Genomic DNA, 16,884 nt, shown 5'->3' with positions numbered 1-16,884 from the left:
CAAGAAGCGGTGATAAATAGCAAAAAGCCTGCGGTGAGGCAGGCTTTTTGTCGGTTCATTATTGCGAACGCAATCCTGATAAAGAGGTATCAGGCGGTTCTACCACCGTTAGCAGCGACTTAAGGCCTATTCCCGCGGGCGGCGGGGGCGGCGCGGGCGATCGCCGCCATGATGATCCCCTTCGCTGTCATGGCCGCCGGCGTTATGGGCGGCGCCTTCAATTTCCTTGCCGGTCTCCTGATCCACCACTTTCATGGAAAGACGCACTTTGCCGCGTTCGTCAAAGCCCATCAGCTTCACCCAGACACGGTCACCTTCCTTGATAATATCGGTGGTTTTGGCAACACGCTCACTGCTTAATTGCGAAATATGCACCAAACCATCGCGCGGGCCGAAGAAATTGACAAAAGCGCCGAAATCCGCCGTTTTCACCACTGTGCCCTGATAAATGGCGCCGACTTCCGGTTCATCAACAATAGAATGAATCCAGCGCTTGGCCGCTTCAATCGTCTTGGCATCAGCCGAGGCGATTTTAATGGTGCCGTCATCTTCAATATTGATTTTGGCGCCGGTCTGCTCAGTAATTTCGCGGATAATTTTGCCGCCTGTGCCGATAACATCGCGAATCTTGTCAGTTGGAATAGACATCATCTCAATCCGCGGCGCATATTCGCCCAACTCATTGCGCGCCTCACGCAGCGCTTTGGCCATTTCTCCCAGAATATGGCTGCGGCCGCCTTTGGCCTGTGCCAGCGCCACCTGCATAATCTCTTCGGTAATACCGTCAATCTTAATGTCCATTTGCAGCGAGGTAATGCCTTTTTCCGTGCCGGCGACTTTGAAATCCATATCGCCGAGGTGATCTTCATCACCCAGAATATCGGAAAGGACGGCAAAGCGCTCTTCTTCCTTAATCAGCCCCATGGCAATGCCCGCTACCGGGCGCGCCAGCGGCACGCCGGCGTCCATCAGCGCCAGTGAAGTGCCGCAGACCGTGGCCATGGAAGAAGAACCGTTGGACTCAGTAATTTCCGACACAGCGCGGATCGTGTAAGGGAAGCTGTCTTTAGCCGGCAGCATGGGGTGAAGTGCGCGCCAGGCCAGCTTGCCATGGCCGATTTCACGCCGGCCGGGTGAACCAAGGCGTCCCGTTTCGCCCACAGAAAAAGGCGGGAAATTATAATGCAGCATAAAAGTTTCTTTAACCAGGCCGGTTAAATTATCAATATATTGCTCATCTTCAGTTGTGCCGAGAGTAGCCACCACCATAGCCTGGGTTTCACCGCGGGTAAACAGCGCCGAGCCGTGGGTGCGCGGCAACAGGCCGACTTCCGCCACAATCGGCCGCACAGTGGTTAAATCGCGGCCGTCAATGCGTATGCCTTTATCCAGAATATTCCAGCGGACAATTTTAGCCTGCAAATGCTTGAAGACAGTATTGACTTCCTCTTCGGCAAATTCCGGCTCTTTGCCTTCCGGCAGGAAATGCGCTTTCACTTTGGCCTTTATCGCATCTACTGCCGCATAACGCTCCTGCTTGTCGGTAATCTGATAGGCTTTGCGCAGATCCTTTTCTGCCAGTTTGAGCATTTTCTTTTCAAGGGCAGAGAAATCCTGCGGGGCGAAAGCGCGCGCATCTTTGGCGGCCACTTCTGCCAGCTTGATAATAGCGTCAATTACCGGCTGAAAACCGCGCCAGCCAAACATGACAGCGCCGAGCATAGTTTCTTCTGTCAGCTCCTGCGCTTCCGATTCCACCATCAGCACGGCTTCCGATGTGCCGGCAATGACTAAATCCAGCGCTGATTCCGGCATTTCATCAATATTGGGGTTCAGAATATAATTACCGTCAATATAACCGACACGGGCACCGCCGACCGGCCCCATAAAGGGAATGCCGGAAAGAGTAAGAGCGGCAGAAGCGGCAATCATCGCCACAATATCAGGGTTATTTTCCAGATCATGCTGAAGAACGGTGATAATCACCTGCGTGTCGTTTTTATAACCTTCCGGGAAAAGCGGGCGAATCGGCCGGTCAATCAGGCGGGAAACCAGGGTTTCATTTTCGCTTGGGCGGCCTTCACGTTTGAAATAACCGCCGGGAATACGCCCTGCCGCAAAAGCTTTTTCCTGATAATTAACGGTAAGGGGGAAGAAATCCTGCCCCGGCTTCGGCTCTCTGGCTGAGACAACTGTGGCCAGCACCACAGTTTCGCCATAGCGTGCCATGACAGCGCCATCGGCCTGGCGGGCTACTTTGCCGGTCTCCAGCGTCAGCGGCCGGCCGGCCCATTCAATTTCCACTTTATGCGTATTAAACATAGAATAATCCTTTTTCAGTGCCCCTATCGCCCAGAGTCTCAGTCGCAAATGCGGCTCGTAATCGGCAAGAGCGTGTGAGCCGGCGGCAGCTCCCATAGAGCCGCTTTGTCGGCAATCTGCCCGGTTGCGGCGGAATAATACCGCCTTATCAGGACAGGGTTTAACTGCCGGCAGAAGCGCCCCAGGCAAAACCGCCCTCCGGTTTTTGAATCCAGGCGGAATTTGAGCAAGACAGCAGGAGACCCGGCAATTCGGCCTTCAATGCTTGTATTTATCACCCCGGCCTGCCGGTTAGATAAAGCATTTTGCCGCAATAACAGGGCAAAACCCTGTTTGCAGCCCGCCGGGCAGCCTGCAATCCTGCCCCATATAATTCCGCAGGATTGATAATGCAGCCGGTCACTACAAAGCCGCAGGCGCCGCCTTGAATCCAAGGCTGATCCCCGGGCTTTATCATGCCCCGGCTTCGCCGCTTTTGAGAAAATTCCGGCCTTGCAGCCGGATCTTGATCACTATGCGGCAGATCCCCAGAACGGCCGCAGAAACAGATATTTCCCGGCCATTCAAAGCATTTTGCAGCGACTATAGCTGTTTTTGCCAAAATATCAGCGGCGTAAGCCAAGCCGTTTAATCAGCGTTTCATAACGCGCAGTGTCATTCTTTTTCAGATAATCCAGCAGACGGCGGCGCTGGGAAACCAGCTTGAGCAAACCGCGCCGCGAATGATTATCCTTTTTATGCGTCTTGAAATGCTCGGTCAAATTGGTAACGCGCTCAGACAAAACGGCAATCTGCACTTCGGGAGAGCCCGTATCACCGGACTTTAACGCATAATCCTTAATCAGCGCCTGTTTGCGCTCGGCAGTAATCGACATCGTATTTCCTTCATTTAACAAGAGACCAAAACGCCCGGGCCGAGATGTCGTCCAGCGGGGGCTTAACTTAAGGCAGCCTGCTTCAAAAAGCAGCATCTGCCGCGACATTGAGGCGCCCTTATAAAACATTTTGTGAACAAAAGCCAGACTCACTGCCATTATTTTTACAAAATAAGTCTTTATTTACTTTGTGCGAAAAATATAGTGGGAAAGCGGCGGGCGCCCCGTTTTTTTCGGCCTTGTTCAGGCATTTATGCTTCCCTTTGCCTGATGGCTGTTTACATTATTTGCCAGAGGCATGACCGTCACTATCGGGGCGGTGCGATTATGTGAGATAATTTGGGTAAATTTGATGGCGGAAGATGATAAAGCGGCAGAAAAGATGAAGCCAGGCCGTAAAGCCGGGCAGGAGGGGCAAAAAGCGGCTGCGGCGCCGGCTGCTGCCGCAGACAGCGGCGGTTCTGCTGCCAATACGGTGCGTGTCGCTCAGGAAAAGGCGGTGCATATTGCCGCGGCTGCCGGCCAGGGCGCCGATATGAGCCCGGTTGCCGCCAATATAATGGCGGCGCAGCTCACGGTTAATCATCAAAATACTGCCCAGACTCCCCCTGCGACCGGGGCAGCGCCGCCCGGCGGGGCCAAACGCGGCAAAGAGTCGGCGGCCGCAGAAGCGGATAAATCAATATTCGGCCTGTTACAGTTGAAAGATTTCCGCAATTTATGGCTTACTACCCTTATTTCCAATCTTGGCGGTCTGGTGCAGGGGGTGGGTGCCGGCTGGCTGATGACTTTGATTACCTCTTCACATTCGCTGGTCGGGCTGGTGCAGGGTGCCACTACTTTGCCAGTGGTGATTTTTTCGCTCTGGGCCGGAGCGCTGGCCGATAATTTTAATCGCCGCATGATTCTGATTATGTCACTAGTGGCGATGATGCTGGCCTCGCTGGTGCTGGCTGTCCTGACTTATGCGGGCTGGGTAACGCCGGCTATTTTATTGTTTTTCACCTTTCTTATCGGCTGCGGCAATGCTGTTTACAACCCGCCCTGGCAGGCGACAGTCGGGGATATTGTGCCGCGCGAGCAAATTCCCGTTGCGGTCAGCCTGAACAGTGTCGGTTATAATCTGATGCGCAGCATGGGGCCGGCTATAGGCGGCGCGATTGTTGCTCTTTGGGGCGGTGTTGCCGCCTTTGTTTTCAATGTTTTCAGTTATATTCCGCTTATTGGTGCGCTTTATGCCTGGAGGCCGGAATATAGCCGGCCGACTTTGCCGCGGGAAAAGCTGGTGGGGGCTATGTCGGACGGTTTGCGCTATGTAATGATGTCGCCTAATTTATTAAATATTATGCTCCGTTCTTTTTTGTTCGGCCTGGGCGCTATCAGCCTGTTTGCGCTTTTGCCTGTTGTTGCGCGGGAGGCGCAGGGCGGCGCCTTTCTTTATGGCATATTGCTCGGCTGTTTTGGCATTGGCGCCATTATTGGCGGCACTTATAATATTAAAATCCGGGCGCGGCTTAGCTCGGAAAAGATTATTGTCCTGTCTTTTCTGGGTTATGCGGCAGCCTGCCTGATTGTGGCTTTCAGCCCTTATATCTGGCTGAGCTGTCTGGCGCTGTTCCCCGCCGGCATGTGCTGGGTTCTGGCTCTGGCGCTGTTTAATGCCAATGTGCAGCTTTCTACCCCGCGCTGGGTTGTTTCCCGGGCTTTGGCTTTTTATCAGACCGCCTCTTATGCCGGCATGGCAGCGGGGAGCTGGCTGTGGGGCGCGCTGGGGGATTCTTACGGCACCAGGGCTTCCTTGTGTATTTGCGGTATTTGCCTGTGTCTGGGCGCAGTTGCCGGGTTGAAATTTCGTATCTACGATATTGGCACTATCAATCTTTCGCCAACCGACCCAATGCGTGAGCCGGAATTGCGGCTGGATTTGCAGGCGCGCAGCGGCCCGATTTTAATTACGCTGGAATATCATATTGCGCAGAAAAATACTGCCGAATTTTTGCAGGCCATGACTGAGCGCCGCCGTATCCGCCTGCGTGACGGGGCGCGGCAATGGACCTTGCTGCGCGACCTGGAAAAGCCTGAGCGCTGGGTAGAGACCTATCATATGCCGACCTGGGTGGATTATTTGCGCCATAATCAGCGCTCAACCCAGGACGATTTACAGGTAATAGAAATTCTGGATAAATTAAATGAGGGCAGTGCGCCGCCCTATGTCTGCCGCATGATTGAGCGGCAAACCGTGCCTTTGGCGCATGAGCTGCCGCTCAAGCCCCCGGCAAAAATATAATTTTATTTTTTATAAACAGGCAGCTTGAATGCTGCCCGGCCAGGTTTTATTTGTCGCAATAAAAATATTGCTATAGTTCCCAATTTACAAATATTATTTAAAATATTTTTATTTACGCTATATTATTATAGTAAATAATTTACCTGTTTTGTTAAATATTATACCTGTGTCGACAAGTATAATAAAATGGTTATGTCTGCCGGAAAAATTCATTTTTATTTCTAAAATTAGCGCTTGATAAATTCAGGCAATGTGTTAATCGGGGAGCCCAAATTTTGGCAGCGGCATTTTGTCTCAGGCAGAGAGACAGGGCGCAGTGAAATCGGGAACAGACAGACGGGGGAGATCGAAGCAAACAAATAATTGTGAAAATGCGAGAAAGTCTGAATTATGGAAGATAATAAAGATAAAACCGATAAGGGGAAAATAGCAGATAGAGGAGCTTTTTCGCGCCGTAATTTTTTATTTTGGGGCGGTGCGGCGGCAGCGGCAAATTTTGCGCCGGTTTTGTCTGCCCGGGCGGTGGTAGAGCTGAGTGGAGGCATAGTCACGCCGGCAGCAGTTGACTTTCATCATATTTCTCAATTTTTGACCGGTAAGGAAATTGCCTTGCAATTAGCCGATCGCGCCTGGTGGGCGCTGACCAATCATGACAGCAGTTTTAGTGAAAAATATCAGACTTTACGCGATTTTATTACCGCCTCAAAGGTGCGAACCATTGATCAGCTAAAAACACATAAAGCTTTTAATGCGGCGCTGCGGCAAACGGCGCTCTCTATTATTTCGGCCTATTATCTGGGTTATGTCGGCACGCCGCGTTCCTTGCGCGCCCATGATGATACGATTTTTATCACTTATACGCAGGCCTTAATGTATCGGCTGACTTATGAGCACACGCCGATACCCACATATTCGCGCTGGGAATCCGGCTATTGGAGCCGCCTTGCCAATCCGCGTTGATTTTCTCTTTTACAGCGTATTACCGAACTAAGATTGCCTTGCGGTTTTTCGTTAATGCAAGGCCCGGTTAAGGAAAAAATTTATGGATATTCCTCATTATGATGCCGATGTGATTGTCGTCGGTTCCGGCGCTTGCGGCGCCAATGCCGCTTATCGATTGGCGCAAAAAGGCAAATCGGTCATTATGCTGGAAGCGGGCGAACGTGTGCCGCGCTGGAAGATTATTGAAAATTTTCGTAATTCAGCGCGCAAATGGGATTATAATGATGCTTATCCCAATCGCCCCTGGGCGCCGACCTCGTTTCAGGAAGGTTATATTGAAAATACCGGCTCATTTGAATTTTTGCCCGGTATGCTCAAACTTGTCGGCGGCACGACCTGGCACTGGGCGGCAGCGACCTGGCGCTATTTGCCCAATGATATGAAGCTGAAAACGCTTTATGGTGTCGGGCGCGACTGGCCGATAGATTATGATGTGATTGAGCCTTATTATGGTGAGGCGGAAATTCAACTGGGCGTTTCCGGTTCGGATACGGAAGATCAGAGCGGGCAAGGGCTGGGCAGGGTTTTCCCGCCGCGCTCCACGCCTTACCCGGTTTCGCCCGAGCCGCTGGTGCCGGTGCATAAATATTTGAAAAAGAAGCTGGAGCCGCATGGCTATGCGCTCATTCATGCCCCCAATTCCCGCACACATAAGCCTTATGACGGCCGCCCGGCCTGTCGCGGTAATAATAATTGTATGCCGGCCTGCCCGATTGGCGCCATGTATAGCGGCAGCATTCATGTTGATAAAGCCGAGCGCGCCGGGGTAAAGCTGATTACCACTGCCGTAGCCTACAAGATTGAACGCGGGGAAAGAGGCAAAATTGCCGCTATTCATTATAAAACGCCGGAGGGCGGCGATGTGCGGCTGACAGCGCGCTATTTTATTATTGCCGCCCATTCTTTTGAAACTTCCAAATTATTGATTATTTCCGATGTTGCCAATTCCTCTGACCAGGTTGGCCGCAATTTGATGGATCATGCCGGCAAAAATATGCACTTTCTGGCTGATGAAGATGTCTGGCAGGGGCGGGGGCCGATTGTCGGCGGCTGTATTATGAATATGCGTGACGGCGCTTTTCGCAGCCGGCATTCTGCTATCAATCATGTTATTTCCAATGGCAATCCGCAATCCGGCCTGACCCGCAAATTATTGAGCCAGGGCAAAATGGGGCGGGAGCTTGATGATGCTATCCGCCATTACAGCGCCCGCTGGGTAGAGCTTTCCACTTTTTACGAGGCTTTGCCTAATCCGGCCAATCGGGTTATGCCCTCAACCACGCGCAAAGATGCTATGGGGCTGCCTATGCTGACAGTGCATTATAATATTGACCCATATTGCCAGGCCGGCGCTGCTGTGGGCGAAAAACAATATAGGGATATTGTGCGTTTGAGCGGCGGCATTTTTCAAGATGTGTCAGACTGGCAAAATCATGACCATTTAATCGGCACTATGATTATGGGCGATAATCCGGCGGATTCTGTCGTTAATCACGAAGGGCGGACGCATGATCACGATAATTTGTTTATCTCTTCTGTCGGCATTATCCCCGCTTGCGGCCTGATTAACCCGACCTTGACCGGCGTGGCTTTGGCGTTGCGTTCCGCCGATATTATTGCAAGAGAGGTATAAGCCATGCGGTTTTTAGCTTATTTTACGCTTCCCGTCCTGGCGCTGGCGGCTGCCATGCTTGCCCCGCCTGCTGCTTTTGCCCGGAGCGGCCCGGCCGTGGTGCAGTTTGCCGGTGCCGCCGGCAATAATAAAGCTGCCGGCTCAGAACAGGCGGTGCTGGAGCGCGGCCGTTATCTTGCCATTGCATCGGATTGCGGCGCCTGCCATACGGTGAAACACCCGATTAGCGGCCAGCCTTTCGCCGGCGGCTATATTTTCAACCTGCCGATAGGGCAGATTGTCTCCAGCAATATTACGCCTTCCAGGCAATTCGGCATTGGTAGCTGGAGTGAAGACGATTTCGCCCGCGCTATACGTGAAGGTATTGCTCCGGACGGCACACATCTTTATCCCGCTATGCCTTATACGGATTATAGCCTGATGACAGATGATGATATTCATGCGCTTTATGTTTATTTTATGCGCGGTGTAGCGCCTGTTGATACGGTGCCCGCTGTGCAAACCGGCATGAAATTCCCCTTTAATTTCAGGGCAGGGCTGGCGCTGTGGAACATGCTGTTTCTGAATAATAAGCGCTTTGAGCCGGATCCCGCTGTTACAATGCAGGTAAATCGCGGCCGCTATCTGGTGGACGGGCCGGCCCATTGCGGCACCTGCCATACGCCGCGCAATTTTTTAATGGCGGAAAGCAAGAGAAATTATCTTGCCGGCGCGGTTGTCGGCGGCTGGTGGGCGCCTAACCTTACTTCCGATCCTGTCGGCGGCCTTGGCGGCTGGAGCGATCAGGAAATTGTCACTTATTTGAAAACCGGGCATGTGCGCAATAAATCACAGGCTAACGGCCCCATGGCCGAAGCGGTGGAATATAGTTTCCGTTATATGAAGGAGAGTGATTTAAAGGCCATTGCCGCTTATATTAAAACTGTGCCGCCTCTGCCGACAAAAGGGCAGATTACTCCGGCTTTTGCGGCGCATAAACCCATTGATACGGATTTTACCCAATATGAGTTTCCGCTGGCGGGGAGTGCGGCGCCCTATTCTTCTGTTTCTTCTACCGTTAATGGAGCGGTGCTGTATAATACGGCCTGTGCCGCCTGCCATGGGGCAAACGGTCAGGGTGCCGATGATGACAGCTCGCCCTCGCTGCTGCAAAATCGTGCTGTCGGGGTGGCCAATGCGGATTCGCTGATTATGACCATTGCTTATGGGCTTGAGCGTAATGGTGCCGACAGAAAATATTCCATGCCCGGCTTTTTGGCTTCCACTAATCCGATTTTTGACGCGATGAATGAAGAGCAAATCGCCGCAGTCGTGAATTATGTGCGCAATAATTTCGGTAATAATGATGAAAAAATTACCGCGGCTGAGGTTAAAACAGTGCTGGGCGGCGGCAAAATGCCGTTTCTGATTAAGCATGCGGTGCTATTGACCATAATTGGCGGGATTATTGTCCTGCTGATTCTGCTGTGGCTGGTGCGCTGCCTCATTTGGCGCGGCAGGCGCCGCAGAACTGTCAGAGTGCGGCACAGGCGGCATGAGCAAACAGCTATTGGCAAGGGGGCAAGGCGGGCAGAGCCGCATAGGCAGAAAATAATGACCGGAGCCGAGACGGGCGCGAAAGCGGTGCTGAAGAAAAAGCCGGGCGCAAAGCAGAAAAAGTAAAGCCCGCCAAGGCATAGGCGAAAAGGTGCGAAAAGGCAGGGAAACCTGTCTTTTTGTATTTTGCCGTGTTATCTGGATAATTATGTTTTCCATGAGCAGCATTGCTCTCTGACCCGCCACTATTTGTTGCAGCCTGAGAGGCACTATTATATAAGTTTTTTACAGTTTTCGCAGAAAAACAACAAGGAACAAGCAAGGTTTGGGGCTAAAATGCCTGTTGCGGAAAATGAGTTGAAACGCCTGCACAAACACGCTAAAGCAGCTGATATTGGCGCTTGCCCAGTGGGCAAATACCCTAATGGCGGAGTGGAACTCAGGTTTATTTTGTACCTTCCGGGAGAGGCTCAAAGACTCATTCCTGGCGAAGAGAAAATCGCCGAAAGAAAGTCGCGTTCGCTGATATTTTAAGCAGAACGCACAGCTCGCCAATATAATTCTATGTCTGGGGGGCATATTTTTGCCTGATTTGGGGCAGGAGAATATCTGCTGCTTTCCCCCGCTCTTTTATTTTCGCTGAAGATTCTGCTAATATTGCGCAGCAAAAATATATAATGACAAGAGGTAAAAACTCTTTTGTTTCTTATGCTCGATAAATTATAATATCGCCTTGCTTTTATAAAACAGGCCATGACATTTCTTAAGTAGAGCAGCAAATTAAAGGCCGCGCGGTGCAGGCAATTATTGCCGCCTGCGGCAGCTTTGCTGTGAGGCCGGCGGGCAATTCGCGTCCTGCCGCGGGGAAAGGGCACTTGCTGCCTTGGGTGGCATCTCACTGTGGCGCCAAAAGTGTAAAATTTGAGAAATTATATAATTTTAAATTATGCCGATACGGTCAATAGCTCGCGGCCCGGTATCCGGCTGAATAAACAGCAAAACAGCCTTTAATGTTTTGCCGGTTTTGGCAGGGGCACATCAATATCAAGAAAATCGCTCCGGCCCAGCGGCAAGGCCGCGTGCTCACGGCCATAAGCATCAATATAGGCAGAAATGCCGCTATTGGCCACGCGGATAAGCGGCTTTTTCTGCTCTACTGCGCGCAACCGCGCCTGTGCCAAATGCTGGCGCGGCCCCGGCGTATTGCCAAACCAAGCATCATTGGTAATATTGACAATAAATTCAGCCTTTTTATTGCCTTTCAGGCGGCTTTCCTGCGGGAATATGGCCTCATAGCAAATGAGTGGCAAAATGGAAATATTATCCGGCAAACTAATAGACCGGCGTGTATCGGCGGCGCTATAGGGGCCGGCCGCTGCGGCCAGCGCCTGCAGGTTAAAATAGCGCGCCAGGCGGGGCAGCGGCAAATATTCGCCAAAGGGCACAAGATGCACTTTGTCGGCATGAGCAATAATCCGGCCGGAAGAATCAATCAGCAACATGGAATTATAAAAGCGGTAGCGGCCGGCCGGCTTGTCACTATTTTCCGTATTATTGCTTGCGGCCGCTATTGTGCCGGGTTCAGCACTGTCCTTATTGGCGGCAGCCGGCTTTGTCAGCTCTTGTTCTTCCACCCGCACAGCGCCGGCCAGCAGCAGTTGCCCCGGCTGCAGGTTGCGGCCGATGTGCGCCAGCGCGGCCTGATTATAATCCAGCAAATAGGGCACTGCCGTTTCCGGCCAGATAATCAGATCGGGCCGCTTGCCGCCGTTTTTTGGCGCAGCACGGCTTAAAGACAGCAATTTGGCAAAATTTGCCGCCCGCCCTGCGGCGTCCTGTTTTTCTTCTTGCGGGATAGCAGGTTGCACCAGCCGCAAGCGCAGACTCATTATATTGGACGAGGTTGAAGCTCCGGCCAGCCGCCAGACGCCAAAGCCTGTATCGGCAATGATCAGCGCCAGGCACAGGCTTAAGCCCAGCCTGGCGCCGCCGCTTTTATTAAAGGGAGAGGCGGTGAAAGCCAAAGCCGGCAGGCTGTAAATAAAAACTGCCAGCGCATTCATGCCGTTAAGGCCGATAAGGGCATCAAGCTGCATTAAAACCGGGCAGGGCATGGCACTATAGCCGATAGCATTCCACGGAAAGCCGGTAAATAACAGGCCGCGCCAATATTCTGCCAGGGCAAAGGCAAGGCTTAAAACCGCTATGCGGGCAAGGCCGCGGCGCCAGAACAGCATGGCAAGAAAACCCGCCAGCGCATAATAACAGGCCAAAAAGGCGGGCAGGCCAAAAATGGCGAAGGGTATAGCCCAGCCGAATTGACGCATATCCACAGTCATGGCATTAGCCAGCCACCACAGCCCGGCGGTAAAATAGCCAAAGCCGAAAAACCAGCCGGTCGCCGCGGCCAGACGCAATATGCGCCAGCTCCGGCCGGGCTGCCCGGGCGCCTTGCTGGCAAGCGTATCCAACAGCAGCACAAAAGCAGAAAAGCTGATAAAACACAGCGGGATAAGATAAAAAGGCGGCAATGCCGCCGCCGCTAAAGCGCCAAGGAGAAAAGCTGCACCTTGCCGCCGGGCGCCTTTAAGCCGCGCTAATTGCCGGTAAAAACCGCATAGCGCCGCCTGAGGCAAAAAACCGGAGCTGCTTTTCAACATAGCGCGTTTTTCTCATTATTTTGGGCAGTTACCTGACGGCCTGCACAATAATTCTCCGCCGGCTTTTCAGCGAAGGATAGTGTGCAGTCTCGCCCGTTTCAGACGGCCGCGCCACAGCTTTTCGCCGGATTTTAACTGTGAGAGGGCGGGGTTTCGGCCTGCGGCCCACAGCGTATCAGGCGGATACGCTTGATACGCCTTCTATCTGCGTCCAATATCTGGAAAATATAATCGGGCATAATTTCCACTTTTTCACCGCGGGCGGGGATACGATCCAGCGCGGTGACAATCAGGCCGCCAAGTGTATCAACCTCTTGCGCCAGAGCATTATCGGCAAAATCCATGCCCAATTTATCCTGCAATTCTTCCAGCTCGGCCGCGGCATCAATAATCCAGCTATTTTGCCCCTCTTTGACAATATCGGCCTCTGCTTCATCATGCTCATCTTCAATATCGCCGACAATCAGCTCGACAATATCTTCCATTGATACCAGCCCGTCTGTGCCGCCATGCTCGTCAATAACCAGCGCCATTTGGGTGCGGCTGGCCTGCATGCGCGCCAAAAGCCGCCCGGCCGGTTGTGAGGCGGGGACAAATAAAACATCGCGAATAATATCCAGCCGGCTTATCGGCATGTTTAAATTGAGCGCGGCAAAATTTTTGTCGCTGTCCGCTTCCCCCTTATCGGCTTCTGCCCGGCCAAAGCCGACCCGGGTAATATAATTCAGCAAATCACGAATATGAATCATGCCGCGCGGATCATCAAGTGTTTCGGCATAAACCGGCAGACGGGAATGCCCTGATTGCTCAAAGAGCTGCAAAGCCTCGCCCAGGCTTTTATTCAGCTCCAGCGCCTCAATATCGGCACGGGGAATCATAATATCAGCCACGCGCGCGCCATGCAGCTCGGCAATATTGGCCAGCATGCGTTTTTCCTGCACTGTCCACCCTGCCGGCTCCGGCGCGGTAAATTCATCGCCTGTTTCCGCCTGTTCAAAATTATTATCCTGATGATTGCCTAAAAAGCCGAACAGGCCCTTTAACAGCGAGCGTCTTTCCGGCTGCGCCGCTATAGCGGGTTCTTCTCCCGGCGCTTGTCGGCTGTGAGAGGCAGGCTCCGGCGCGCGGCTTGCGGGCGCCGGCGGGGTTGAAGCCTTGGTGCTGCCTTTATCCCCTGTTGGGCCGGTTTCCCGGCTTTGTTTATGCTTTTTTCGCTCCCGCTCAGGCAGTATAGTATTCATGATAATTTTTAATCAAACTCCGCTTTAAGGCGCTGCGCCCAGTCTGCCGGCCGGCAGACTTCTCATTGATTTTATAAAACTTCGGCATAAGGATCGTCAATGGCAAGGTCTGCCAAAATCTTTCTTTCCAGATTTTCCATAATTGCAGCTTCTTCTGCTGTTTCATGATCATAGCCCAGAAGATGCAGGCAGCCATGCAGCAGCAAATGGCTGATATGATTATTAAGCGGCTTGTTTTCCAGCTCTGCTTCTGCTTTCACTGTTTCATAGGCCAAAATTACATCGCCCAGCATAATTTGCGGCTTTTCCCCTGCTTTTATGGGAAAAGCGGGGAAAGACAGCACATTTGTCGCTTTATCCTGCTGCCGCCATTGCGCATTAACCGCGCGTATATGAGCATTATCGGTAAAAACCAGGCTTAATTCGCCGGTGCTGCCGCGCAAATAAGGCAGGGCAAACAAAGCCGCAACCACTCGCTCGGCCAGGCGGCGCAAAGGCCGCGCTTCACCCCAATTACCGGCTTCAATGCTCATATCAATGGTGATTTTTGCCATAATATCGCGGCTTTGACTAAAGCGCCTGTTCTTTATTGCGTTTTTGCTGCCTGTCAGGCTCGGCTGCATGCCTGCGGCTCAATTCCGGCTCCGGCCTGATGGCTGTTTTTTGTGCATAAGCGCGAATAATGGCAGCTACCAGCGGGTGGCGCACCACATCATCATCGGCAAAGCGGATAAGCGCAATATTATCAATAGCGCCCAGCAAATTTGCCGCATCAAGCAGGCCTGATTGCTGGCCGGCGGGCAAATCTATCTGGCTGGGATCGCCGTTTATCACCATATGCGAGCCTTCTCCCAGCCTTGTCAGCAGCATTTTCATCTGCATTGGCGTGGTGTTTTGTGCTTCGTCCAGAATAATGGCGGCATGCGCCAAAGTACGCCCGCGCATAAAAGCGAGCGGGGCAATTTCAATATTATCCCGCACCAAAGCGCGCTCCACTTTTTCAGCCGGCATTATATCATAAAGCGCGTCATAAAGCGGGCGCAAATAGGGGTCTACCTTATCTTTCATATCACCGGGCAAAAACCCCAGCCTTTCTCCTGCTTCCACGGCCGGGCGCGATAAAATAATGCGCTCCACCAGGCCGTTTTCCAGCAATGAGGCGGCATAAGCAACTGCCAGATAAGTTTTGCCTGTGCCGGCGGGGCCAAGGCCGAAAACAAGCTGCGCTTTTTGCATGGCGGCAATGTAGGCATTTTGCCCCGGTGTGCGCGCATAAATAATTTTTTTGCGCGTGGCAATATGGGCAAAAGCCGCCGGCGCCCCGGCGCTCACCGGCGCAGCAGTAGCAACAGAGCGGATTTTTGCAGGCATGGGTGTGATAGCTCCTTTTTCCGGTTGAGGCGGCAGGGGCGGGCGCGGTAATGAAGCCGGGGCTTTCAGCGTTTTGATAATCGCCAGCGCCCCTGCTGTTTCTGCCCGGCCGGGCACAGTGCCGGCCTTTACCAGCCGATAAAGGCGGGTTAATACTTTTTGCGCCTGTTGCCGGCTTTCCCCCGCGCCGGCAAGCTGCAATTTATTGCCGCGCCGGTGAAATTTTACCTGTAGCTGCTGCTCAATAATTGCGAGATTTTCATCACATATGCCGCAAACCAGCCGCGCCGCATGATTATCGGCAAAAATAAAGGAATGTTGCAATAAATCTGCTGAGCTTTTTTCTTCCATATGCCGCTATAGCCAAATTATGCTGCAATGCGCCCGCTTTTCAAGCAACAGGCTTGAGAGATAAACAGGGCACGCCCCTATAATTTCTCTCCCCCCTGAAATATACGAAATCTGCCGGCAAAAACCATAGGCCGGCGATAATTTTATGACAAATGCCGGAGAAAGCAGCAAAACAGCAACAGATTCAAGCAAATTTTACCGCTTTTGCCGTTTTATCGGCTTCATCGGCAATCAGGCTGTTACGCTCGGCCGCGGCAATTTTCACCTTTATTACCGTGCCGATTTCAGCCCCGGTTTGCACTGCTACCGGCAGCAGCCATGGTGAGCGGCCGATCATTTGCCCCTGATGCCGCCCGCGCTTTTCCAGCAAAATATTGGTGACTGTGCCGATTTTGCTGTGCAAAAAGGCCGTTTGCTGGGTGCTTAGCAAATCTTGCAACTGCTGCAACCGCCTGGTTTTTGCGCTCTCAGTCACTTGCCCGTTTAAGATCGCGCCCGGTGTGCCGGCGCGCGGCGAATATTTGAAAGAATAGGCCGAGGCATAGCCAATATCGGCTGCCAGTCTCATTGTCTCAGCAAAATCCTGCTCTTCTTCCCCGGGAAAACCGACAATAAAATCACCGGAAAGAGCAATATCCGGCCGAACCCGGCGAACAGCTTCTATCAATCGGCGATAATCATCAGCCTTATGGCGGCGATTCATGGCTTTTAATATCCGGTCAGAGCCGGATTGCACCGGCAAATGCAAATAAGGCATAAGCACCGCCAAATCGCGATGTGCGGCAATCAGGCTGTCTGTCATATCGCGCGGGTGGCTGGTGGTGTAACGCAGGCGTTGCAGCCCCGGCAGCTCTTTTGCCATATGAAATAATAGCCGGCTGAAATCCCATTCCCTGCCATCTGCCCCCAGCCCGTGCCAGCCATTGACATTTTGCCCTAAAAGCGTGAGCTCTTTGACCCCGCCGGCAATAAGCTGCTCGGCTTCGCGCATGATTTGCGCCGCCGGGCGTGAAATTTCTGCCCCGCGCGTATAAGGCACGACACAAAAAGTGCAAAATTTGTCGCAGCCTTCCTGCACAGTCAAAAAAGCGCTGACACCGCGCGCCCGCACTGCTGCTGCGGACGGCAGCGGCAAATGATCAAATTTATCTTCTGTAGCATAATCCGTCTCGACAATTTTGGCGCCCGTTTCCACCTGGCTTAAAATTTGCGGCAGGCGGTGATAAGTCTGCGGGCCGATAACCAGATCTACAGCCGGCACACGGCGCAGAATTTCTTCTCCCTCGGCCTGCGCCACACAGCCGGCAACGCCGATTTTTATCGGCGCGGCGGCATTGTTTTTTGCCCGCTCTTCCTGCAACAGGCGCAGCCGGCCAAGGTCGGAATAAAGCTTTTCATCGGCTTTTTCGCGAATATGGCAGGTATTGAGCAGAATAAGGTCAGCCTCTTCTGCTTTTTCTGTCGGCACATAGCCGGCGCTGCTCAGATTATCGCTCATGCGCGTGCTGTCATAAACATTCATCTGACAGCCATAAGTCTTGATAAAAAATTTGCGCGCCGCCGGGGGTGTTGTAATATTTTTATCGGTCATAAAGTGCTTTTACCG

General features: G+C 52.6%; 12 protein-coding genes. 5 read left to right on the top strand and 7 right to left on the bottom strand.

The annotated features are described in order from the left end of the window. Positions 1–126: 126 nt before the first annotated feature. Positions 127–2,322 (bottom strand): polyribonucleotide nucleotidyltransferase, encoded by a 2,196-nt coding sequence (gene pnp, locus DPQ22_RS05510; protein WP_150214106.1) that lies wholly within the window; start codon positions 2,320–2,322, stop codon positions 127–129. Between the two features lie 605 nt (positions 2,323–2,927). Beyond that, the gene (gene rpsO, locus DPQ22_RS05505; RefSeq protein ID WP_150213937.1) at positions 2,928–3,197 is read right to left on the bottom strand and encodes a 30S ribosomal protein S15; all 270 of its coding nucleotides are present in this window, start codon (positions 3,195–3,197) and stop codon (positions 2,928–2,930) included. 298 nt (positions 3,198–3,495) lie between these two features. Here rpsO and DPQ22_RS05500 point away from each other — a divergent pair, with 298 nt between their 5' ends. The 5 genes from DPQ22_RS05500 to DPQ22_RS05480 all read left to right on the top strand — a co-directional run bounded on the left by DPQ22_RS05500 (position 3,496) and on the right by DPQ22_RS05480 (position 10,189). Continuing rightward, positions 3,496–5,484 carry an MFS transporter gene (locus tag DPQ22_RS05500; RefSeq protein ID WP_246681504.1) on the top strand — a complete coding sequence of 663 codons (1,989 nt, stop codon included), beginning with the start codon at positions 3,496–3,498 and terminating at the stop codon, positions 5,482–5,484. A 390-nt stretch (positions 5,485–5,874) separates the two neighbouring features. Then, a complete protein-coding gene (locus DPQ22_RS05495; protein ID WP_150213935.1) occupies positions 5,875–6,444 on the top strand; it encodes a sugar dehydrogenase complex small subunit in 570 nt (189 codons plus the stop codon). A gap of 82 nt (positions 6,445–6,526) precedes the next feature. Beyond that, on the top strand, positions 6,527–8,119 hold the full coding sequence (locus DPQ22_RS05490) for a GMC family oxidoreductase (RefSeq protein WP_150213933.1): 1,593 nt from the start codon (positions 6,527–6,529) through the stop codon (positions 8,117–8,119). A 3-nt stretch (positions 8,120–8,122) separates the two neighbouring features. After that, a complete protein-coding gene (locus DPQ22_RS05485) occupies positions 8,123–9,781 on the top strand; it encodes a cytochrome c (RefSeq protein ID WP_150213931.1) in 1,659 nt (552 codons plus the stop codon). 210 nt (positions 9,782–9,991) lie between these two features. Then, positions 9,992–10,189 carry a hypothetical protein gene (locus DPQ22_RS05480; RefSeq protein WP_150213929.1) on the top strand — a complete coding sequence of 66 codons (198 nt, stop codon included), beginning with the start codon at positions 9,992–9,994 and terminating at the stop codon, positions 10,187–10,189. Positions 10,190–10,662: 473 nt separating this feature from the next. Here DPQ22_RS05480 and lnt read toward each other — a convergent pair whose 3' ends face one another. The 5 genes from lnt to miaB form a co-directional block, all read right to left on the bottom strand. Continuing rightward, positions 10,663–12,315 (bottom strand): apolipoprotein N-acyltransferase, encoded by a 1,653-nt coding sequence (lnt, locus tag DPQ22_RS05475; protein WP_150213927.1) that lies wholly within the window; start codon positions 12,313–12,315, stop codon positions 10,663–10,665. Positions 12,316–12,446: 131 nt separating this feature from the next. Next, positions 12,447–13,556 carry a hemolysin family protein gene (locus DPQ22_RS05470; RefSeq protein ID WP_150213925.1) on the bottom strand — a complete coding sequence of 370 codons (1,110 nt, stop codon included), beginning with the start codon at positions 13,554–13,556 and terminating at the stop codon, positions 12,447–12,449. A 71-nt stretch (positions 13,557–13,627) separates the two neighbouring features. Further along, positions 13,628–14,110, bottom strand: a complete 483-nt coding sequence (gene ybeY, locus DPQ22_RS05465; RefSeq protein ID WP_150213923.1) for an rRNA maturation RNase YbeY — start codon at positions 14,108–14,110, stop codon at positions 13,628–13,630. Positions 14,111–14,126: 16 nt separating this feature from the next. After that, positions 14,127–15,278, bottom strand: coding sequence for a PhoH family protein (locus tag DPQ22_RS05460; protein ID WP_150213921.1), 1,152 nt, complete (start codon positions 15,276–15,278; stop codon positions 14,127–14,129). 184 nt (positions 15,279–15,462) lie between these two features. Then, positions 15,463–16,869, bottom strand: a complete 1,407-nt coding sequence (gene miaB, locus DPQ22_RS05455) for a tRNA (N6-isopentenyl adenosine(37)-C2)-methylthiotransferase MiaB (protein WP_150213919.1) — start codon at positions 16,867–16,869, stop codon at positions 15,463–15,465. Positions 16,870–16,884 lie beyond the last annotated feature (15 nt).

The organism is Candidatus Tokpelaia sp., assembly GCF_008636115.1.
Taxonomy (GTDB): domain Bacteria; phylum Pseudomonadota; class Alphaproteobacteria; order Rhizobiales; family Rhizobiaceae; genus QLZD01.
This window is presented reverse-complemented; position numbering and strand designations above follow the sequence as displayed.